This is a genomic window from Methylomonas sp. LW13, assembly GCF_016865255.1.
Lineage (GTDB): Bacteria > Pseudomonadota > Gammaproteobacteria > Methylococcales > Methylomonadaceae > Methylomonas.
The window spans coordinates 5,113,248-5,134,687 of sequence record NZ_CP033381.1 but is presented as its reverse complement, the minus strand read 5'-3'; the positions used below and the strand labels follow the sequence as shown (position 1 = coordinate 5,134,687).

Genomic DNA, 21,440 nt, shown 5'->3' with positions numbered 1-21,440 from the left:
CGCGTCATGGTTTTCCACCGAATATAAGCCACCCTAATTCTCCGGCATATCCGACATGACAACGATAAACAGCATTTGCATCTATTGCGGCTCCAGTCCCGGCCGGCTTGATGCGTATGGCGAGGCCGCGCAGGCGCTGGCCCAAGCCCTGGTCAGCCGCAACATCCGCTTGATTTATGGCGGCGCCGGCATCGGCATCATGGGCACGGTGGCGGATCAGGTGTTAAAGCTCGGCGGCCAAGCCATTGGCGTTATACCCAAAGCCTTGGCGCACAAGGAGGTCGCCCATCCCAACCTCACCGAATTGCACGTCACCCAATCCATGCACGAGCGAAAAATGCTGATGGCCGAACTGGCGGACGGCTTTATCGCGCTACCCGGCGGCATCGGCACGCTTGAAGAGTTATTCGAGATTTGGACTTGGGCGCAGCTGGGTTTTCATCAAAAGCCCTGCGGCGTATTAAATGTGGCGGGCTATTACGATGCCTTGATTAATTTCCTGGACCACGTCGCGGCGGAACAATTCGTCAAACCGCATCATCGCGACATGTTGATGGTCGAGTCCGATCCAAATTTGTTATTGGACCGCTATGTCAATTACCAGCCGCCCGCCGTAAAACAGTGGGTCAGTAAAGACGACACCTGAACAATCGCGCCAGTCTGCGTCAGGGCTTTTTTTATGCAGATTGAGAGTTTACGGTCTTGGACTATCATCGACACTACGTAACAGGCGATTTTTAGGGTTTGATGAATATGGCTAAGGTAAACGGCAAGAAATTGAATCGCAGAGTGGCTTTTCGCATCCATGAGCAAGCCAATCTGTTCTATCGCAAGCTTGATCACGATGGACAAATGCAAGCGCCGGAAAATTTCCATGATTTACTCGGCAACAGCAATCCGCCCGATACCGTCTCGCCTCAAGCGCTACCCGATTCGCAAAGCCAGGAAAACGACACGCTCAACGTCAATATCAGCGCCAGCGGTATCGCCTTTACTGCGCAAGAGCCGCTGCAAACCGGCGATTATCTAATGCTGCGAATATTGCTGTTATCCAGCATGACCGCAATCATGACCTGCTGTAAGGTAGTGTATTGCAAGCCCAGCAACCCTTACGAAAGCGACCGTTATCCGTATTTAATCGGCGCCCAATTCGTCAATTTGACGCCTGAAGACACGGCGCTGTTAAACAAGCATATCGACAAAACCAAAACACAACAGCGGGCCGTGAACGGCCTGCTGTTAAGCCTGGCCTTATTAATTCTGGCCATGCCGGATGCCGCATTCGGGCTGCTGATGGGCTTGATCCATCATGTTCTCGAAGTGGTTTTGCATGTGGCACACTTGATGTTCGAGTATGCCGAATATAATCTGGATCATGTCATAGAACACGCATTCCATACCGATACGCATACTACCCAAGTCATCGTTTTTTACATTCTGTGTACGCTAGGCCTGGTTGGCCTGTACTTCCTTTGGCGCGTTATTCCCCGGAATTGTCGGCGGGCCGGCAATAGCCTGATAGCCTTCTGGTGCCGCAAAAAAGCCAGTTGTCTTTATTTTTGGAGCCAGCAAGCGCTGGTGGATAAGATCAAGATTGTCGGAATCGGCGTTATAGCTGTGAGCGGCTATGCCTATTTTGGGATGTAGGGGCTATGGTTTGCCCCTGAATTAGGCTGGACCGACATTACAGCCCAGCCCTGTTCAAGCCTTACAGCGCTTTATACAGTTCGATAGTCTTGGTCAATTCTTCAGTGGCTTTAGCTACGTTACCGGCTTTAGACTGGATTTGTCCTTGCATCAAAGAGGCGTGAGCTTTTTTCGCGGCTTCGGAGTTGCCGGCAATCGCTTCGGAACTGGTTCTGGCGGCTTTCAGATGAATCTGCGCAGCGGAGAAATCGCTTTTGCTCACTTCAACCAGCGCTTTTTCGATGTGAGCGATGATGCCTGCGGCGCCTGATTGTGCTGCTGCAACTGGCGCTTCTTCAGCAGCAAAGGCGCAAACGTTGACCAGACTCAAAGATGCTGCCAATGACAGCGTTAAAACTGCTTTTGTAAATGATTTCATTAAGTAGATTTTGTGTGATGGTTAATAGGTCCAATGCCCTAAAAAACACGTCATCACAGAATAGATTTTTTGCACCGGCAACTTATAGGTCTAAGTTCGTCGTGAAGTAGCACCGGTACAGCACCTTTTGCCATATAGCCGGCAAAAGGCTTGAAGCAAATCCATGCTGATGGGAAGTATCTTTTTTCCTACTGGGTCCAATTGAAAAACGTTATTGCTTTTCAGGAGCCATCATAACGGATTTAGCGTGCCGGCAACGGACCATTTGCGCCGGGTAGTTGCGACAAGTGGCCGCAACGCGCGGATTTGCAGATTTATCGGGCGCAAGCTGGCGCCCCGTCGCTGGCAATCATTTATAATGCTCTCCCGCCTTTTGCCGCATTCAGCCATCATGATAGACACGCTATACATCGAATCCGCTATCGAGCAGCACCCGCGCGTAGCGACGATTCGGCGGCGTTTTCCGCAAGCACGGACAGTGGTTTGCGAGCGATGCGGCGAGGTGTTCAATCCCAAGGCGCAAAACTTTCGCTTACAAAAGCAACATCCGGCCCTGATTCTGGCGGAAAAGTACCAAAAGTTCGTGTTGCCCGCGCCGGCCGGTTACGGTATCGGCGGCCAGCGCAATTATTATTTTTCGCACATGCTGAATTGCTTGTACGACTGCCGCTATTGCTTTTTGCAGGGCATGTACCAGTCGGCCAACTATGTGCTGTTTGTGAATTACGAGGACTTTCAGGAGCAGATTCGCCAGACCTGTCTGCAAACGCCCGATCAGGATGTGTATTTTTTCTCGGGTTACGATTGCGACAGCTTGGCTTTTGAACCGGTCACCGACTTTGCCGAACAATTTCTGCCGGTGTTTGCCGAACTGCCCAATGCCTGGCTGGAATTGCGTACCAAGAGCACACAGATCAGAAGCCTATTAAACCGTGAGGTGGTGCCGCGCTGCGTGGTGGCTTTCAGCCTGTCGCCGGATGCGGTGGCCGATAAAGTGGAAGCCAAGGCGCCAAACGTAGCCAAGCGCATCGAAGCCGCTGCCAAGTTGCAGCAACAGGGCTGGCAAATCGGTTTGCGTTTCGACCCGTTGATTTATCAGCACGATTATCGGCAGCAATACCGGGCCTTGTTCGAACAGGTATTCGCGGTGATCGACGCGCAAGCCTTGCATTCGGTCAGCTTGGGGGTGTTTCGTTTGCCGGAGCAATATTTCAAAAAAATGCATAAGCTATATCCGGATGAAAGATTGTTCGCCAGCCCGCTGCAAACCGCGTCCGGCATGGTGTCTTACCGCGCCGATCTGGAACAGGCGATGATGGCCGATTGCGCGCAAATGCTGCTGGAATATATCCCGCACAGCGCCTATTTTCCATGCACACTGTAAAGCGCACGGTATTGGTGACCGGCGCCAGTTCCGGCATCGGTCGGGCGATTGCCCGGCAATTGCTGGCGCAAGGTCATCAAGTGATTGGCACATCGCGCGACTGCCGGAAGTTTTCCAAACATCACCCCCAGTTTATCGGCCGCGAGCTGGATTTAGCGCAATTGGCCGACCTGCCGCCGTTTGCCAAGCAGCTGCAAAGCGATTTCCCGGCCTTGGATGCGGTGGTATTTGCCGCCGGTTACGGCCAATTCGGCGGATTGGAGCAGTTTTCCTACGCGCAAATCGAGACGCTGATGACCGTCAACTTTACCGCCCAAGCCTATCTGACGCGGGCGTTGTTACCGAAATTGAAGCAAAAAGCACACGCCAACTTGGTGTATATCGGTTCGGAAGCCGCGTTAAAAGGCAGCCGCAACGGAAGCCTCTATTGCGCCAGCAAATTTGCCTTACGCGGCTTTAGCCAGGCCTTGCGCGACGAATGCGGTAAAAGCTCGGTGCGGGTGTCTTTGGTCAATCCGGGCATGGTCGACACCGCGTTTTTTGATGCATTGTCGTTCGCGCCCGGCAAACAGTCCGGCCAAGCCTTGCTGGCGGAGGATATTGCCGACGCGGTGTCTTATATCCTGCAAGCCGGCCCGCACTGCGTCATCGACGAAATCAATTTAAATCCCTCCAGCAAAGTGATCGAATTTAAGAAATAACCCCACATGCTAGCCAAACTCATCGTTTATTGCGCTTATTACCTCAAATCCGCCGACGGGTATCGCAGAGCTAAGCTGTTTTTTTACGATTTGTTAGAAAACAGCCATAGCCGCAAAAAGAAATATTTCGACGCGACAATGATCGGCTTGCTGATTTTGAGCGTGATTTTTCTGATTTACGATATAGAGCACGAAGACAGCAAGATGGGCGGTTATTTCGAGCTGGCAATTTTGATGGTATTCATCGTCGAATATCTGATCAGGGGCTGGATTTATTCGGACACCTATAAAGTCATCATTGAGGAATACGAGAAAGCGCTGTATTTGAATCTGGATTTCAATCTGCTCGGGGTGTTTCGCAAAGCCTTCGTCAGGGATATTGAGTACATCACCTCGCCGTTTGCGATTATCGATATTCTGGCCATTTTGCCCAGCTACCGGCCGTTGGCAATCCTGCGTATCTTCATCATTTTCCGGCTATTCAAACTATTTCGATACTCCAATAGCGCCAAATTGTTCGCCGACGCTTTGGCCAGCAAACGCTTCGAATTGATGACTTTGTTGATATTCACCTGCTTTTTGGTGTTTATCGCCAGCGTGTCGATTTACATGTTCGAGTATCAAGCTACCGATAGCGGCATCCATAATTTATTCGACGCCTTTTATTGGACCATCGTGACTTTGGCGACGGTGGGTTTTGGCGACATTACCCCGCAAACCACAGGCGGCCGCTGGGTGACAATTTTTTTGATACTGGCCAGCTTGGGCGTGTTGTCGTTCTTCACGTCCATCCTGATTGCCGCCTTCAGCGAGAAAATGTTGTCGGTTCGTGAATCCAGAACCTACGCCGAACTGGACCGCTATGACAATTTCATCATCATTTGCGGTTTTGGCCGGGTAGGGCAGGAAATTGCCCGGCATTTACACAACGACAGACAAAAATTTTTAATCATCGATAGAGTGCCGGCGCGGATTGATTTGGCCAAGAAACGCGGTTATCTGGCGATAGAAAGCGATGCCAGTAACAATGAAGTGTTGATCAACGCCGGTATTTGCCGCGGTGCCAGCGCCATTCTGTGCATCACCGGCGACGATGTGATTAACGTCTATGTGACCTTAACCAGCCGGCATTTAAATAAAAACCTGCGCATAATTTCCCGCGCCAATCGGCATGACAACGTCAATAAGCTCTACCAGGCCGGTGCTGATAACGTCATCAGGCCGTTTGAGATTGCCGGATTGCTGGCGGCGGAATTTGTCGGTCAGCCCGTTGCTTTCGAGGCCATCTCCGGCATTTTGCATAATCAAACCGAGACGGTGATGGAGTCGGTATTGGTCAGCGAAAAGTCGCCGCTGGATAATCAAAAAATCGGCCAACTGGATTTGCAGCAGCGTAAGCTCACCTTGTTGGGAGTGATCAGCGACAATCCGATTCATCTGAAACACAAGAATAAATACCAGGTGAATCAGCAACATTTTTATTTCAATCCGGAAGTGGACTTTATCCTGCGGCACGGCGACATGCTGGTGTTATTGGGCCGTAAGTACGGTATCGATCATTTTCGCGATCAGGTGGAACAACGCCGTTTATTCAGCAGGCAGCCCAAATGAAAAACATCGCCGTATTCGGTTACAACCGGCTGTCGTTCGAGGCCATTAGCCGGCTGGACAAAGAGCTCTATCAAATCACCGTGATCGATCACGATCCGGCCAAAGCGGCGCTGGCGCGGGAAAACGGCTTCGAAACCGCCAATATCGATTTCCGTAGCGACGACGATTTGAAGCTGATCGGCATTGGTGCGCATATCGATACGCTGTTTTGCTTTTTCGACACGGATTCGGAAAATGTATTTCTGACGCTATCAGCGCGGGCACTGGATAAGGCGTTGAATATCGTGGCGATTGTCGATAGTCCGGAGTCGGCGGAAAAACTGATAGCGGCGGGCGCCAACAAGATTATCGACCCGTATGAAATCTGCGGGCGCAAAATTCACGATATGCTGAAGCGGCCGGATATCAATGATATTTTCGATCACACTGTATTCGGCAGACACGATTTGCATCTGGCCGAGGTGGCGATTCCGGAAAACAGCTATCTGGAGAATGCCCACGTCAGCCAGCTGCATTTAAGTTCGCAGTACAATTTGATACTGATCGGCATCGTCAATAAACAAGTCAGCGAACGCCTGCATTTTGTGGCGGAAGAATTTGATCGCCGTTTGAGTGTTGGCGATATATTGGTGATTTTGGGGCCCTCGCGGGAAATTAGAGCATTTAAAAAAGACGTCGAAAATGAGTTTTGTAAAATCTAGCCGGCACTTGGACTGCGCCCTGCCGATTTTATTTTTTCTCTGCCAATCCCAGCCAACGCGCCAAAGCCGCTAGCGAAAAGCCCTGAATCAACACCGACATCACCACAATAAAACTGATCAGGACAAAAATCTCCCCGGCTTCTTTGATGCCGGCCGCCAACGGGAAAGTCGCCAGTACGATAGGTACTGAACCGCGCAAACCCACCCAGGAAACCAGCAGCTTTTCCTTAAAACTGATCTTGGCCCACAACAAACTGATGAAGACGCTGACCGGGCGCGCTACAAACATCAGAAACAAACTAATCGCCACGGCCACACTGGCCAAGGACGACAATTCGGCGCGATAGGGTACCGACAGCATGCCCAAGGTTAAAAACATAATGATCTGCATCAGCCAGGCGAAGCTGTCATGGAAGGCATTGATGTAGTGGTGGTGGGTAACTTCCCGGTTTCCGGCCACAATGCCGGCCACGTAAACGGCCAAAAAGCCATTGCCATGCATAAACGTAGCGCCGCTATACGTCAGCAACACCAATGCTATGGAGGCTATGGCATACAAGCCGGCCGAGCTTAAGCCCATGTGATTCAGCAACCAGACCATGAAACGCCCGCCGCCATAACCCACGGCCACACCGATCAACAGTTGCATAACCAAAAACATGCCGCCTTCCAGAAAAGCCGATTCGGCCCCGGTCGCATAATTTAGCAAGGTAACAGTCAGTAGCACGGCCATCGGATCGTTGCTGCTGGATTCCAACTCAAGCAAAGGTTGCAACTTGCCCTTCAAAACAATGTGACTGGAGCGCAGCACGGAAAACACCGCGGCAGCATCCGTGGAAGAGACAATAGCGGCCAGCAACAGGCCTTGAGTCAGCGTAATGCCATGAACGCCCAGCGAAAAGGTGCTGAATGAGCCGAGGATAAACCAAGCAAAGCTGCCTAACAGCAGCATCGTGATAAACACGCCCAGTGTGGAAAGGCATAACCCCTGCCATAACACCGGGCGAATATTGGGCCAATGCGAGTCCAGGCCGCCGGTAAATAAAATAAAAATCAATGCAAAATCGCCGATAAATTTTGCAATTTCCGGGCTATGCAGTTCCGGTCCGCCGAACTCGCCGATCAGCCAGCCGGTCAAGAGAAAAAACAGCAGCGAAGGAATGCCCACTTTGCTGGCCAGTTTGCTGGAAAACACGCTGATTAATAGCAGGCTGGCGCTAACTAGACTGACCAATTCGATGGAGGGCATGGGCGATTCTCTGTGATCAGGAATTTACGGTAGTTAAGATGTATGGGCAAATGAGCGGTCTTGCAAGCTTGAGCCGGCATGTTCGGTCCAAGCAAATCGTGTCTTACTTCCCACGTCGATTTGTGCCGTGCCGATAAACAGCGGCGATTGCCTCACTTGCCGTGACGCGGTAAAGTCTGAGGCCGGAGTGTAATCGCATGGCCCCGCTGAAAACGGAGTTTTTTGGTACTGGACGCGCATCCGCCGCCAAAGTGGCTTTCGATTGCCCGGACAATATAGCCGGAATCTAAGCATTTCGGCTATTTATACGATCTCAACACCATGGCTATGAACCGATTCAAAAACATCCTGTATGTCGCCGAATTTGCCGTCGACCAGCGGCAGGCTATCGAGCGGGTGATCGCGTTGGCGGCAAACAATCAAGCCAGATTGACGTTTTTACAGGTCGTCGAACAACCGCGTCTGGGCGCTTTGCTTGAGCTTTATACGCCGGAGCAAATCGACAATCAGCTGCGCGAGCAGGAGCGCCAGAAGCTGGAAGCCTTACTGCTTGGCTACAGCAGCGTGAACCCCGTTGATGTGCAAATCCGGGTTGGCAGCCCGTTTATCGAAATTGTGCGCCAGACCCTGGATGGCGACCATGATTTGGTCATTAAATTGGCCGCCGGCGACCATGGTATCCATGACCATTTGTTCGGCAGTACGGACATGCATTTGTTACGCAAATGCCCGCGTCCGGTCTGGTTGATGCGGTCTGAAGAAACGAACAATTATGCCAAAATCATGGCCGCCGTCGATTTCGATCCGTGGTCCGCGGACGGAGCGGACGAAGGATTGAACCGCAGAATTTTGGAGCTCGCCAGTTCCGTAGCGCTCGCCGATTTCGCCGAACTGCATCTGGTACACGTTTGGGACTCGATGTTGAGCGCGTGGGCAGGCGAAATTCCGAGTAAAACCGTCGAAATGCAGATTGAAGCCGAAAGAGCCCGCTATCAGGCCGGGCTCGATGGCTTGGCTGCTAAATTACGGCATTGGATAGGCGATGAGGCTTACAATTACTTATCGCCGAGGCTGCACTTGGTCAGAGGGAGTGCGCGGGACGATATTCCGGCTTTGGCGGCAAGATTGGACGTCAATTTACTGGTGATGGGAACGGTGGCGCGTACCGGCATCAAAGGTTTGATCATCGGCAACACTGCCGAAGTCATCCTTAACGGTATCCAATGTTCAGTGCTCGCAGTCAAGCCGGACGGTTTTGTTTCTCCTTTGGCATGAACAGGGTTTGAGCCAGCTTTTGCCCTAAACCGAAGTTTTGCAGCTTCCGTATTAATCCAAGACATAGAAAATGAATTTTTTAAAATTTAATCCGCGTATTTGTTTTTTCCTGGGCTTTGCCGCTTGCGCTGGGCTGTTGGCGGTTGGCGCCTATTTGCAGTTCGTCGAGGAATTGGAGCCTTGCCCGCTGTGTATTTCGCAGCGCTTGGCCATTTTGGCGACAGGCGTGATTTTTTTAATCGCTGGTTTGCATAATCGCGGCCGCAAAATTTACGCGCTGTGCAGTGCCGCCGCGGCGCTGATTGGCGCCAGCGTCTCGGCCCGGCATGTCTGGTTGCAACATCTGCCGCCCGAAGAGGTGCCGGAATGCAGTCCGGGGCTGGAATACGTGTTTCAGCATTTCCCGTTAGCCGACACCATTAAACTGATGCTGACCGGCACCGGCGAATGCGCGAAAGTCGATTGGACCTTGTTGGGTCTGAGTATTCCGGCCTGGACCTTGTTCGCGTTTTTGTTGTTGGCGGGTTGGGCGGGCCTACAGTTTTTTAACGATGCCGATGCCGTCTAGCTACGGGATTCGCAAATTGGTACAGCCATGTCAAAAGTCGCCGGTGTTAGCGACCTGATTTTTTCGCGGCACCCAATTGTTGCAACTGCAGCAGTTACCGCGTCGAATCGATACAGCTTCGCAACAGGTTATGCACAAAAACGGCGCGTAGCCTGCATGGCATTGCGATAGCGCCTGCGATATTTAACACAGATTAATTTTTTACGTAAGTCATTGATTTATAATTGGCAAATCAGCTGGCTTAAATTTGCACAATTTAACAAATGTGTAATAAAAACCGACACTAAGCGATTCTCTCAAAAGCCTATCCACAGAGTTATCCACAGCTTTTGTGGGTAACTCAGATTCCTCAATCCTGTTAACCACTTAGCGATCTAATATCAAAAAAACATCACGAGACATGCCTAACTGTGATACTTCCGGCAATTTAATTTTGAAAGTTGCCGTGCCAGTTCCGCTGGACCGCTTATTCGATTATTTGCCGCCACTCGGCGTTAATGTGTCGGAATTGCAAGCAGGTGTCAGAGTGTTGGTGCCTTTCGGTAAGCGCCAGCAGGTAGGGATTTTGCTGGCTGTCGCGGACAATTCCAGTGTCCGGATGGATAAACTCAAACCGGCTATCGCCGTTCTGGATACCCAGCCGCTATTGGCGGACACCGACATCCAGTTATTACGCTGGGCCAGCCGCTATTATCACCACCCGATTGGTGAAGTGCTGGCAGCCGCGTTTCCGGTGGCCTTGCGCCAAGGTCGGCCGGCTTTACTGCAACACCAACCCTGTTTCGGCCTCAGCCCGCAGGGTCGGCTGGTTGCCCCGGAACAATTACGCCGCGCACCCAAGCAACAAGCACTATTGGCTTTGTTGCAGGCCACCGGGAGTGCGATGACGGCTGCCGCGCTTAGCGCCTACAAGCCGGCGTTGAAAGCCTTGCTCGACAAGGGCTTGGTCACGGCGCACGAATCCGCTCCGGGCGGCGGATTAGCCGTCACTAAGACCGCGTTACCGGCCAACCCCGACCAGCAGGCGGCTATCGATGCGGTCATCGCCAATCTGGGCCACTTTGCCGTATCCTTGCTGGAAGGCGTGACCGGTAGCGGCAAAACCGAAGTGTATATGCAGATCATCGCCGAGGTGTTGGCGCAGGGCAAACAGGTGCTGGTTTTACTGCCGGAGATCAGCCTGACGCCGCAATTGGAGCAACGTTTTCTAAAGCGTTTTGCCGTGAACCTGGTGTCCACGCATTCCAAGTTAACCGATAACCAGCGTTTGCATGCCTGGCTGAGCATGCAACAAGGCCATGCCGCCATCATGCTCGGCACCCGTTCCGCGCTGTTCACACCAATGCCGCGCCCCGGCCTGATCATTCTCGATGAAGAGCACGACAGCTCGTTCAAACAACAGGAAGGTTTTCGCTTTTCCGCGCGGGACGTTGCCATTGCCAGAGCCAAGGGATTGGGTATCCCGGTGTTGTTGGGTTCGGCGACGCCGTCGCTGGAGAGCATGGCGAACGTTGCCCAGCATCGCTACCAATTACTGCATTTGCCCAATCGGGCCGGCAATGCCACGGCACCGAGCTTTCAGTTATTGGATATTCGCAATAAAAGAATGCAAGCCGGCCTGTCCGAACCGCTGCTGGCGGAAATCCAAGCCACGCTGGCCAAAAAACAACAAGCGCTGATTTTTCTCAACCGCCGCGGCTATGCGCCGGTGCAGATTTGCCATGGCTGCGGCTGGGTCTCGCGCTGCCGGCGCTGCGATGCCAATTTGGTGATTCACGCTGCCGACCGCTTGCTGCGCTGCCATCACTGCGGCAGCGAACAAGCTTTGCTCAAGCAGTGCCCGGCCTGTAAAACCGGCGAATTACAGGCGCTGGGTTTGGGGACCGAACGTATCGAACAGACCCTGGCAAGCTTGTTCCCGGACAAGGTGGTGGTACGTTTGGACCGGGACACCACACAACGTAAAGGTTCGTTGGAACAGTATCTGGAGCAGATTCACGATGGCGGGGTCGATATTATTCTCGGGACGCAAATGCTCGCGAAGGGCCATCATTTTCCGGGCGTGACGCTGGTTGCCATTTTGGATATAGACAGCGGCCTGTTCAGTATCGATTACCACGGTAGCGAAAGACTGGCGCAATTGATCGTGCAGGTTGCCGGCCGGGCCGGGCGGGCCGATCAACCCGGCAAGGTGGTATTGCAAACCCGCCATCCGCAACATCCCTTGCTGGAGACCCTGCTAAGCAAAGGCTATCGGGCTTTCGCACAAAGTGCGCTGCAGGAGCGGCGGCAGGCTGGTTTGCCACCGTTCGGCCATCAGGCCTTGCTGCGGGTGCAAGCCGGCAAAGCCGAGGAGCCGCAACAGTTTTTACAGGCGGTTTGTCAGAAAATCAGCGAGCTAAATCCCGGCGAAGTGCAGGTTCTGGGGCCGGTGACGGCACCGATGGCTAGGCGCGCAGGTTTATTCCGTTACCAGTTGCTGTTGCAGAGTCCGCAGCGCAAAGAATTGCATCATTTGCTGGACAATTTGTTGCCCGCCATTTATGCGTTGAAAGAAGCCAAAAAGGTACGTTGGTCGCTGGATGTCGATCCGGTGGATTTGTACTAGCCTGATCCGCCAAAATCCGGCGATTTAGTCCGGTTTATGTAATAATTCCCGCCCTTTACGACGGACCGTAGCAAAACCCATAGACATCTAAATCAGTAACTTAAGCGCCGTTGGATTGCACGCTTACAAGCTAGGTGTCTATGCCTATAACTAAAATAAAGAAGGTATTTTTCAATGTGTTGGAGTGGAGAAGCGTCAGGCGTATTGGCTGCCGCAGGTTTAACGACCGCCGTTTACGTGGCTTACAAAGGCGAATCCAAGGAACTGTGGATTCCATTAACCTATTTCGCCTTGATGGAACTGTTGCAGGCCGCAACCTACGTGTACATCAACTTGTGCGATAACCCCAATAATCAGGTGCTCACCCTGCTCGGTTATCTGCATATCGCTTTCCAACCGTTTTTCGTGAACATGGTGGCGATGTACTTCATTCCGGAAAGCGTCAAATTAAAGATTAGGACCACGGTTTACACCTTATGTGCGATCAGTTCCCTGGCGATGCTAATCAAGATGTATCCGTTCGCCTGGGCCGGCGACTGCGTACCCGGTACTGAAGGCTTTTGCGGTGTACAAACCTGCTCGGTGTCCGGTGAGTGGCACATTGCCTGGCAAATGCCTTTGAACGGCTTGATGTCGCAACCCGTGACTTGGTTGTTTGGGTTTAATTGGGGCTTGCATGCGTTTTCGTATATTTTGGCGGCGTTCTATTTGCCGATCATTTATGGTTCGTGGCGCTTTGTAGGGTTCCACTACTTGATCGGACCCTGGATTTCTGACGTTACCACCAACGATCCGAACGAGTATTGCGCGGTATGGTGTTTGTTCTCGATTGCGTTGTGCGTATCGGTAATCAAAACCCCGATCAGAAAACATTTGCATGTGAAGAAATGGCCGTTTTATCACCGCGAAATAGGCGACAGCCTGTAAATTTATGACTATCGATAAACAGGATATTCTCGACGCTTACCAGTTTCGTCACGCCTGTAAGGAATTCGACGCCGAGCGCAAGATCGCCGGCGCGGATTTCGACTTTATTTTGGAAGTTGCCAGACTCTCGCCCAGTTCTTTCGGGCTGGAGCCTTGGCAATTTTTGGTCGTGCAAAACCCGGATTTACGCGAAAAACTGCGGACTGTTACCTGGGGTGGGCAAAAGCAGTTGCCTACCGCCAGCCATGTGGTTTTGACGCTGGTGCGGAAAAGCCATTTCATGCGCTACGACAGCGCCTATCTGCAACACATCATGCGCCAGGTGCAGCAGTTTCCGGAAGACATCATCGAATTGCGCAGCGGCTTGATCGAGAAGTTTCAGCGTAGCGATTTTGACTTGCTGGGTTCCGAACGTACGCTGACCGATTGGGCCACCCGGCAAACCTATCTGCCGTTGGCCAATATGATGACCGCGGCGGCGCTGATCGGGATCGATTCCTGTCCGATAGAAGGTTTTGAGCGTGTGGAAGTGGAGCGGATCTTGGCGGAAGATGCCGACGTGAACTTGGAACACTGGTCCGCGGCATATATGGTGGCCTTCGGTTACCGGAAAAACCCGCCACCACGGCCGAAGACTCGGCAATCGCGCGACGCGGTGGTACGCTGGCTGGCTTAATTCAGACGGCAGCTAATGAAATCGCTGTCGTTCAGCGACAGCGAGTAACTCGCCACAGGACGGCGCACCCCGATAAAGCGTTCCCGCCAATACGGTTGCCTTAAGTCAGACACCATCACCTGGCCGGTCCGGCTACTCGGTGCATGCACGAACCGTTCATCGCCGATATAAATCCCCACATGCGAAAACGGCCGGTCGGTAGTAAAAAACAACAAATCACCCGGCTGTCTTTGTTCCGGTTGCACAGCCGGCAATTGTCTGGCTAAGGATTGGGTATCGCGCGGCAGACGCACCCCCTGGCGGTTATACACGTAATACACCAAACCGCTGCAGTCAAAGCCCTGGCTGGGTGACTCCCCGCCATACACATAAGGCGCACCTTGCAATTGCAGCGCATCATTCGCTGCAATCCGGTTGCCGCCTTCGGGGGCCGGCAATACGGTCAGCGGCGCTTTTTCCTTACTGGCGCAACCGGTAAGCTGGCTGAGCATGGCAACCGCCACTATCTGAACCAGCAGTAATAAAGCGCGGGGGTAAGATAGACAGATGGACATCGGATTTATCGGCAATAAAATCATCAATTTGCATATTATAGACAGGCTATTCGTCATCCGCTCACTGTATATTGCTAACGGGCTATGCATTTGTAAGCCCGATCCAGAGATTGAGAGCCTTGGATAGACCATTAGCTGACCATCGCACTTTGGCTTCATTGACCCCAGTGGAATGCATAGCTGCCTGATAGTGATTATGATTGTACGACCGGCGCTGGTCTTGCGTAGCCTCGATGCAGCGTTAGCGGAATCGAGGGTGTCGACCATCCGTCACCAGACTAACCTCGGCAAATTTTAAGGGTGTTGGCCTTCGAATCCTCGATTCCATCGAGGCTACTTGCTAACCGGCTATGCATTTGTAAGCCCTGTCTAGATATTGAACGCCTTGGATCGGCCACTAGCTGACATCCGAAGCTTTGCGCTCAGTGTCGGCGAGGGTTCAATGAGCTGTCATTCAATGTAAGGTAAAGGCCGCACCGCGTACGCACACCTAGGCGAAGCCGCCAATCCCATGATAAAACCAAAACTTTCCAAACCACCGATGAAGGAGCGCGTCCATTTGACCGACTTGTTGAGCAGAGAAAGATATAGCCTTTCAATCTATACAGGCTCCTTTAATTTGGCCATCTTCAAAATAGTCTTTACAACCAAATTTATTGTTAGTTTTCGCGCACTGCCCTGAAACAGTGTCGTATTCCGATGTGGGGGATTTTGACCGTACAGCCAGACACCCGAATTCACATTCAGAGTATTTTTTACATGGTTTTCCACCATCACGGCTGGCGCGAACGCACCCACTAACAAGAGATTTACCCATTGGCCTCCATTCACCCTTTTCAGCTAAACATTGAATCCTATCTTTCTCAAAGAAACAGTGATCAAAAGACGCCTGATCTTTACCCCAAGTTCCTCCTTGTGCTTTACACTCATCCTTCTGGCTTTTTTCAGAAGGGTCTAATCGACATCGTTGCTTATGTGGGTCCCAGAATCCATTTTCGCCTTCACAAACCTCCGGCAACCACGAAACATAACAATAGTAATACCAACTTTGACCTCTTGTAGGCTCCCATGTCCCGTTGAGATTTTTACAAATTTGTTCAGAGTCGACCGCTGTTGCAAGAACTTCAAGCGATAAAGAAAATAAGCTCACCAAAATAAACATTAATTTTCCAACCATGATTATTTTGTTTCCACGTGCCCTACAAGGATTTAGATAATTAACTGTAAAGCTACCTAAAAATGATCTTCGACACGATAATTTATTGATCTGCATTTATTTTCCTTCTATGTATATCATCGACGACAGCCATCAATCACGGGTAGCGGTCAAGTCTCTGAGATTGAATCACTTCGGACGACAGACCGCAACGGTCGATTGTGACAATTCATCACTTCCAGAAACCGCAATTCTCTACTGGCATAATCTCAAAGAAATTGGCGGCTGACTGTAAATTTGGAACAGAGATGGTTTGGGTTGGCATATTCAAACTGCAAAACGCCAAATTATTATTTGGCTTTTGCCAACCAGGGACGCGCCAGCAACAGCAAACTAAGTAGGCTGCAAAAAACCATGTAGTGTGAGTAACGAAAATCCGGCGATGGGGCTGCCAACATCAAACCCAACTCATGTAAGATGGCGCTGGAAGTTAGGCAAATGACTTCGATTTTGGCTGTTACTTGGCGAAACACAGCGGCAAAAAATAGACAAATTGTCAGCATAAAATAAGGCCAGGGTTGAAAAAACCAGTATTCGACGTACTTCGACATACCCGCCTCCAGCCACTCCTGTAATTTGGTCGCTTGCGGATGGGAACCATAGACTTGTTCTAAGTCACTGGGAAAATCTTTAGCCATTATCACCGGGCTCCAGCTGTTGTCCGGCACCAAACCCAAGACATATTTCGATACGGCCAATCGGTGACGTAACCATAAAACCGGCTCTGCGAGTAGGGTGTGTATCCACAACTTATGCAGCGTTTGCCGTTGCAGGTCGGAGAGGCTTTCAAAGCCATGGATCTGCGATTCCATCGAATTTTTTGGCAGCTGCAAAGTGGGCGGCTTAGTACGGAAAACCTCCCGCCAATACATCGGCGTATAGGCTTTTAGCAAAGGTTCGACGGAACCCGTTGAATTCAGGCTACCAGCCAATTGATCGAAAATAGCTTGTTGCCGGCTTTTATCTTCAAGCCGTTTGATAACGCCGGCTATATCAAATGAGGCGTTGGCGACCCAGGGGAAGGTATGCCGGTCGGCAAGCCGGTTGTTTATCGCTCCGGTGGCTACAAATAACACCAGCGTAAACGCCGCGCCGGGAACGGCTGCGCGTACCAAGCCGAATAGGCTGTTTTTGGGATATAGGCGATATATCGCAAAGCTGAGTATGGGGATTGTGGCGAAAAAGGCATTGTGTCTGATCAGGATGGCTAACCATAAGACCAAAGCTGTCAGTGCGAACATTAGAAACGCAATGCGCGGGAGTTGTTCGTCATAATTTTTTATATGCCCGGCAATACCGAAAGCGGTGAATAGCGCGCCCCACATCAGCATGTCTTTCAAAATCGCGCCGCTGATACCGAACAAAGGCGGCAAAAATAATATTGCGCAAAGCAATGGCGCTAAGGCCTTGCTTCCAGAGTGCTTAAAAAAGGCTTGAAAGCTCAGGTAGGCGCCGGTCCACACCAAGCTAATTTGCAGAAACAGCATGCCCGCAGGGCCCGGCAGGATGCTATCGGTGAAACGCCAGATAATAGCCATTAACGGCGGATGCCAGTCGGAATAGACGCCTTCGCGAGCCTCAAGGATTTGATTGACCGCGTCATAACACATGAAGCCCGGATACACGATGCCGAGATGGATAAGGAATCCGCAGATAAAAATCCATTCGGCCTGCCGCATTTCCGCCACCGCGCTAATTTTTCGAGCCAATGACATTAAGTTTGACAATATTTGAAACCGCAATGTTGAAACCGAAGTATTTCCGGTGGGTTCAAAGCTTGTTGAGCCGCAAAATCCCCCACCCCGATTAAGACTGTCGTGAAAGCCACTATCTTGAAGAAAGGAACTGCCCCGATGATAGCCTCGTATTATGGCAAATCCGCTTCAGCCCAGGTCGAACAAATCCATCTGCCTATACTGACCCAAGCGCTTATCGCCATTTTCCAACCCGGATAAGGTCACACCCAGTAATCGAACTTTGGCGGTGCCGATGCCGGTATTTTTCAGTAATTCGGTCAATAGCAGTCTAGTGTTCGGGCTATTGCTGATCGGTTCCGCCAAGGTGCGTCCACGGGTAATTTGCACAAAGTTTTGATATTTGATTTTCACGGTCAGCGTATAGGCCGTCATATCTTTTTCGGCCAATCTGATTAGGGCTTTTTCCAGCAAATCCTGCAAATAGCGCAGAATGGTGCTCAGGTCGGCGATGTCGTGATCAAACGTGGTTTCGATACCCACCGATTTGCGGGCTCGATTGGAGTTAACCTGGCGCGGATCAATACCCCGGGCGATATTGTAATAATGTTGGCCGGCTTTGCCGAAATGCCGTTGCAATTCCGCCAATGGCAGTTGCTTTAGATCCTTGCCGGTGACGATGCCCAAGTCGTACATTTTCTGTTCGGTGGCGCGGCCGATGCCATGAAACTTGCCGATAGCCAGATTTTCCACAAACGCCGGGCCTTGTTCGGGCGTAATCAGATACAAGCCGTCCGGTTTGCCCAGGTCGGAGGCGATTTTCGCGAGAAATTTATTGTAGGAAATGCCGGCGGATGCCACTAACTCGGTTTGTCGGCGTATCTCCTGCTTGATGTGCTTGGCCAGCAAAGTCGCCGAGCCTTGGTATAGTTCGCTATCACTAACATCCAGATAGGCTTCGTCCAGCGACAAGGGTTCGAAACGCTCACAGTAACGAGCAAAAATACCCCTGATAATCTCGGAGGCTTCCCGGTAAACATCAAAACGCGGCTTAACGAAAATGGCTTGCGGGCAAAGCCGGTAAGCATGCGCGGAAGGCATGGCGGATCGCACGCCAAATTGGCGGGCTTCGTAACTACAGGTGGCAACTACACCGCGTGAATCGGGCTTGCCGCCGACAATGATGGGTTTATTTCGATAGTGGGGATGGTCGCGTTGTTCAACCGCCGCATAAAATGCATCCATGTCGATGTGGATGATTTTGCGCGGCGCTGCTTCCATTGAGGTTTACTGCTTGCCGAGCAATTCCAGTTTGGCGGTTTCGTTCCAATCGGAAAACGGGAACGGCAGTTGCTCGGTGTTGAACGTCAAAAACAGAAGAATATGATAATGGTAAGTGGACAGGCTACGGCCGAAGTTAAGGATATTCGCGTTAGCATCGCCGGTAAACAGCACGGAACCGACCTGCAGCAAGATTACCAACCACAACAACAGTTTAACCAAGCTGTCGATGGCGGCGAACACCAGCATGAAAATGATGCGTTTCCAGGTCTCGATTTTTTTCAGATTTTCGTTAATTTGTTCCTGCATGATGGCATTAACCTCTGTTCATCACATCCCGCAAGTCCAGCGCAGCCGCGTTGGCGCGGGCTATATAGTTGGCCATCGCCAGCGAGTAGTTAGCGAAGATACCGAAGCCGTCACCGTTCAATACCACCGGACTCAGGGTTGGCGACAAGGCGTTTTCCAGGGCTTGGATCATATTGTCCAGAGTGTTCATCGCCCGCTTGTCCAACAAAATGTCGGAAAAGTCATGCTTGATGGCTTTCAGAATATGTAATAACGCCCAGCAGGAGCCGCGCGCTTCGTAGAATACGTTATCGATTTCCATCCAGGGAGTTTGGCCGATGGTTGGCATGTTGATGTCGATCGGATTGGATGGATCGCCGTGGGTTGCGCCGGAAAATTTGTCGGTACTGGCCGCCAAGCGGGTCGAGAGACCGCCCAGCCGCTTGATTACAACCTCGGTATATTGCCAAAGGTTATCGGCCCTGGAGTGAAATTGCGCGGCTTTTGACGTGGAAGACGGGTTTTGCAGGCGAACCATGTAAGCGTGCAGCGCTTCGATACCTTTCACGTATTCCGATTCGGTGGACGGCAAGGCCCAGGAGTTACGTTCGTAGTAAAAGTAAGGTTCGGCTTTTGCCAAATCAGGGTCTTCCGCGGATTGCGATTGGTCGCGGGCGAAATGGTTACGTAATGCGGTGGTGCCGTCGCGCAACATGACCAGTGCACCGTATTCGAAGTTTTGAATGTTATCGCAAAACAGACCGGGAGGCGCCACGTCGTTGGACAGGTAACCGCCGGATTTGAACAGAATCACGTCGGCGATATGCGCCAGCGTGTTGGCATACACGTAGCCAATCGGCATTTGATCGGTATGCGTGACATTCATCCGTTCGATCGCTTCGTCCTGAACGCTGAATTGCTCGGGCTCGCGGCTCCACCATTCGCCTAACACCAGCATGACAATCAGAACAACGCCTAACAGCGAACCAAAACCCCAAAGTATGCCCTTAGACTTTGCGTCTTCGTAAGCTAATGGATTATCTGACATGTGGTGCGTATCCTGGTCTGACTAAATAAGTGAGCAAAAACCGTGCTTTCCGATAAAGATTTTTTGTGACCATGTTAGCACGGATATACCAATATGGCGCGCCCGATTTCAGTGCAGTTGCTTGTCCAGCGACGCCGACATGGCACTGATCAATGTCGGTGGTAATTGCACGAAAAAGCCTTTGCTTTGCAGGCTGGCAATGACTTTTTCCGGATTTTCCCGGGCTAATTTGCGATCCGGGCTCAACTGCAACTCCATCACAAATGTTAAGCGGCCAAGGCTTTTGAACAAGGCTTCCGGTACGGCGGAAAAGTCGTCCTTTTTGTCCAGATATAAATAGAGTTCGTCTTTTTTCAGGCTTTTATAGATGAAACATTGCATGATGATGACCTGTGATCGCTAATGCTGCCAATTCTAATGGTTTTTGTTTAGAATTTTCAGTCCCCGTTTGCCTAATGCCCAACATCATGGAAAACCAGCCCGCCGCTTCAAACGCTTTTTTCAGAATTGCCTGTTATTTCGAGGGTTCTTTAGCGGTATTGGCGCTGGCTTTGGGCTGGCTTGCCGACCTCGACCCGTTCGCCAGTCTGGCGTTTTCCGAGGCAGCATTAGGGATTGGCTTATTCGCAACTGGGCCGCTACTGGTATTGTTTTTTGCGATGCAACAGCTTAGCTATCCGCCCATCCAAAAGATTCGCGAATTACTGCTGGAAACCTTGGGTGCTAGGCTGGCATATCGGCATTGGACCGATTTGCTGATACTGGCTGCGATTGCCGGCTTTGCCGAAGAAGCGCTGTTTCGCGGGTTTTTACAGCCTTGGCTGGAAAATGGCTGGGGTGCGAGTGTAGGTTTGTGGGTTAGCAATGTGCTGTTTGCCTTGGTGCATGCGGTCACGCCGCTTTACGCGGTTTTAGCGATGTTGATGGGCTTGTATATGGGGGTTATGCTGGATTATGGCGGTGAACGCAATCTGCTGGTGCCCATGGTGATTCATGCCGTTTATGACTTTGTGGCGTTTGTTGTTATCCTCCGCGACTACCGTAACCGCGCTCGTTAGGAGTTATTGATGTCCGTTCAAACCCAGCCATCATCCGAAGATTTGCGTCCGCACTGGCTTATCTGTGCAGGCGCGTTGCTAGCGATAGTGGGCTACAACCTGACTTGCCATTTCTGGGCCAGCGAATTGCAACTAGGCGTTGACGAAGCGCAGCGAGTGCTGATCAGGAGTGTGCTCTACGGCTTAGCGATTTTGTTGTTTCCTGTTACTAAACTGCTGCGGCACATCCTGCTGCGTCTGAATCAAACCATGCCGGGACCGAAAACCGCTAAGCAGCGCTACTTGTCTACGATAATAGTCACGCAGTTTCTGATCGAACTCGTAAGTTTGTTCGGCTTCGCGATGTTCTTTCTCGGCGATGGATTTAACACCTTGTATATTTTCAGTGCGATGGGCGTGCTGGGAGTTTTCCTGCATAAGCCCAATACCAGCGAATATTTAGCGATTGTGGCGGCACTCTCAAGCGAAAACCAGCACGGACCTAAATACCATTGACTATTTCCGATTTTTCGGATTGCAGGTTAAGTTGTACAATG

At 51.3% G+C, this 21,440-nt stretch carries 22 protein-coding genes; 13 read left to right on the top strand and 9 right to left on the bottom strand.

Annotation, left to right across the window (positions count from 1 at the left end; genetic code table 11):
• Positions 1–55 precede the first annotated feature (55 nt).
• Positions 56–646, top strand: coding sequence for an LOG family protein (locus tag JL719_RS23400; RefSeq protein WP_033156932.1), 591 nt, complete (start codon positions 56–58; stop codon positions 644–646).
• Positions 647–753: 107 nt separating this feature from the next.
• Positions 754–1,647 (top strand): PilZ domain-containing protein, encoded by an 894-nt coding sequence (locus tag JL719_RS23395; protein WP_203531402.1) that lies wholly within the window; start codon positions 754–756, stop codon positions 1,645–1,647.
• 61 nt (positions 1,648–1,708) lie between these two features.
• Here the strand turns inward: JL719_RS23395 and JL719_RS23390 are convergent, their stop codons facing one another.
• Positions 1,709–2,065, bottom strand: coding sequence for a hypothetical protein (locus JL719_RS23390; protein WP_033156930.1), 357 nt, complete (start codon positions 2,063–2,065; stop codon positions 1,709–1,711).
• Between the two features lie 391 nt (positions 2,066–2,456).
• Here JL719_RS23390 and JL719_RS23385 point away from each other — a divergent pair, with 391 nt between their 5' ends.
• The 4 genes from JL719_RS23385 to JL719_RS23370 are packed head-to-tail and all read left to right on the top strand — an operon-like array spanning position 2,457 to position 6,462.
• Positions 2,457–3,449: an SPL family radical SAM protein gene (locus tag JL719_RS23385; RefSeq protein ID WP_033157012.1), complete on the top strand. Its 993-nt coding sequence runs from the start codon at positions 2,457–2,459 to the stop codon at positions 3,447–3,449.
• Positions 3,437–4,150 carry an SDR family oxidoreductase gene (locus tag JL719_RS23380; protein WP_033156929.1) on the top strand — a complete coding sequence of 238 codons (714 nt, stop codon included), beginning with the start codon at positions 3,437–3,439 and terminating at the stop codon, positions 4,148–4,150. Before JL719_RS23385 ends, JL719_RS23380 begins: the two co-directional genes overlap by 13 nt.
• 6 nt (positions 4,151–4,156) lie before the next feature.
• The gene (locus JL719_RS23375) at positions 4,157–5,761 is read left to right on the top strand and encodes an NAD-binding protein (RefSeq protein WP_033156928.1); all 1,605 of its coding nucleotides are present in this window, start codon (positions 4,157–4,159) and stop codon (positions 5,759–5,761) included.
• Positions 5,758–6,462 (top strand): potassium channel family protein, encoded by a 705-nt coding sequence (locus JL719_RS23370; protein WP_033156927.1) that lies wholly within the window; start codon positions 5,758–5,760, stop codon positions 6,460–6,462. The genes JL719_RS23375 and JL719_RS23370 overlap by 4 nt, the downstream gene beginning before the upstream one ends.
• A gap of 28 nt (positions 6,463–6,490) precedes the next feature.
• Here JL719_RS23370 and JL719_RS23365 read toward each other — a convergent pair whose 3' ends face one another.
• The gene (locus JL719_RS23365; RefSeq protein ID WP_033156926.1) at positions 6,491–7,711 is read right to left on the bottom strand and encodes a potassium/proton antiporter; all 1,221 of its coding nucleotides are present in this window, start codon (positions 7,709–7,711) and stop codon (positions 6,491–6,493) included.
• A 321-nt stretch (positions 7,712–8,032) separates the two neighbouring features.
• Between JL719_RS23365 and JL719_RS23360 the strand changes: the two genes are divergently transcribed.
• From JL719_RS23360 to JL719_RS23340, 5 genes are all read left to right on the top strand, one after another.
• Positions 8,033–8,986: a universal stress protein gene (locus JL719_RS23360; protein WP_084153300.1), complete on the top strand. Its 954-nt coding sequence runs from the start codon at positions 8,033–8,035 to the stop codon at positions 8,984–8,986.
• Between the two features lie 70 nt (positions 8,987–9,056).
• Positions 9,057–9,554, top strand: coding sequence for a disulfide bond formation protein B (locus JL719_RS23355; protein WP_033156925.1), 498 nt, complete (start codon positions 9,057–9,059; stop codon positions 9,552–9,554).
• Between the two features lie 400 nt (positions 9,555–9,954).
• A complete protein-coding gene (locus tag JL719_RS23350; RefSeq protein ID WP_033156924.1) occupies positions 9,955–12,162 on the top strand; it encodes a primosomal protein N' in 2,208 nt (735 codons plus the stop codon).
• A gap of 174 nt (positions 12,163–12,336) precedes the next feature.
• Entirely contained in the window at positions 12,337–13,089 is a 753-nt protein-coding gene (locus JL719_RS23345) for a DUF5765 domain-containing protein (RefSeq protein ID WP_033156923.1), read from the top strand.
• A gap of 4 nt (positions 13,090–13,093) precedes the next feature.
• Positions 13,094–13,765, top strand: coding sequence for an NAD(P)H-dependent oxidoreductase (locus JL719_RS23340; protein ID WP_084153299.1), 672 nt, complete (start codon positions 13,094–13,096; stop codon positions 13,763–13,765).
• Here the strand turns inward: JL719_RS23340 and JL719_RS23335 are convergent.
• From JL719_RS23335 to JL719_RS23305, 7 genes are all read right to left on the bottom strand, one after another.
• Complete coding sequence (locus tag JL719_RS23335; protein ID WP_225892935.1) at positions 13,762–14,319, bottom strand: C40 family peptidase; 558 nt, start codon at positions 14,317–14,319, stop codon at positions 13,762–13,764. The genes JL719_RS23340 and JL719_RS23335 overlap by 4 nt on opposite strands.
• Before the next feature lie 595 nt (positions 14,320–14,914).
• Positions 14,915–15,592 carry a hypothetical protein gene (locus JL719_RS23330; RefSeq protein WP_129871454.1) on the bottom strand — a complete coding sequence of 226 codons (678 nt, stop codon included), beginning with the start codon at positions 15,590–15,592 and terminating at the stop codon, positions 14,915–14,917.
• A gap of 233 nt (positions 15,593–15,825) precedes the next feature.
• Positions 15,826–17,250, bottom strand: a complete 1,425-nt coding sequence (locus JL719_RS23325; RefSeq protein ID WP_129871453.1) for a hypothetical protein — start codon at positions 17,248–17,250, stop codon at positions 15,826–15,828.
• A 168-nt stretch (positions 17,251–17,418) separates the two neighbouring features.
• Positions 17,419–18,510: a DNA polymerase IV gene (gene dinB, locus JL719_RS23320; protein WP_033156921.1), complete on the bottom strand. Its 1,092-nt coding sequence runs from the start codon at positions 18,508–18,510 to the stop codon at positions 17,419–17,421.
• A gap of 6 nt (positions 18,511–18,516) precedes the next feature.
• Positions 18,517–18,819, bottom strand: coding sequence for a DUF4389 domain-containing protein (locus tag JL719_RS23315; protein WP_033156920.1), 303 nt, complete (start codon positions 18,817–18,819; stop codon positions 18,517–18,519).
• Positions 18,820–18,826: 7 nt separating this feature from the next.
• On the bottom strand, positions 18,827–19,846 hold the full coding sequence (locus tag JL719_RS23310; RefSeq protein WP_020484171.1) for a DUF2333 family protein: 1,020 nt from the start codon (positions 19,844–19,846) through the stop codon (positions 18,827–18,829).
• A 108-nt stretch (positions 19,847–19,954) separates the two neighbouring features.
• On the bottom strand, positions 19,955–20,227 hold the full coding sequence (locus JL719_RS23305) for a YcgL domain-containing protein (RefSeq protein WP_033156919.1): 273 nt from the start codon (positions 20,225–20,227) through the stop codon (positions 19,955–19,957).
• Between the two features lie 86 nt (positions 20,228–20,313).
• Here JL719_RS23305 and JL719_RS23300 point away from each other — a divergent pair, with 86 nt between their 5' ends.
• Positions 20,314–20,904, top strand: a complete 591-nt coding sequence (locus JL719_RS23300) for a CPBP family intramembrane glutamic endopeptidase (RefSeq protein ID WP_033157008.1) — start codon at positions 20,314–20,316, stop codon at positions 20,902–20,904.
• Between the two features lie 9 nt (positions 20,905–20,913).
• Positions 20,914–21,399 carry a hypothetical protein gene (locus tag JL719_RS23295; protein WP_033156918.1) on the top strand — a complete coding sequence of 162 codons (486 nt, stop codon included), beginning with the start codon at positions 20,914–20,916 and terminating at the stop codon, positions 21,397–21,399.
• Positions 21,400–21,440 lie beyond the last annotated feature (41 nt).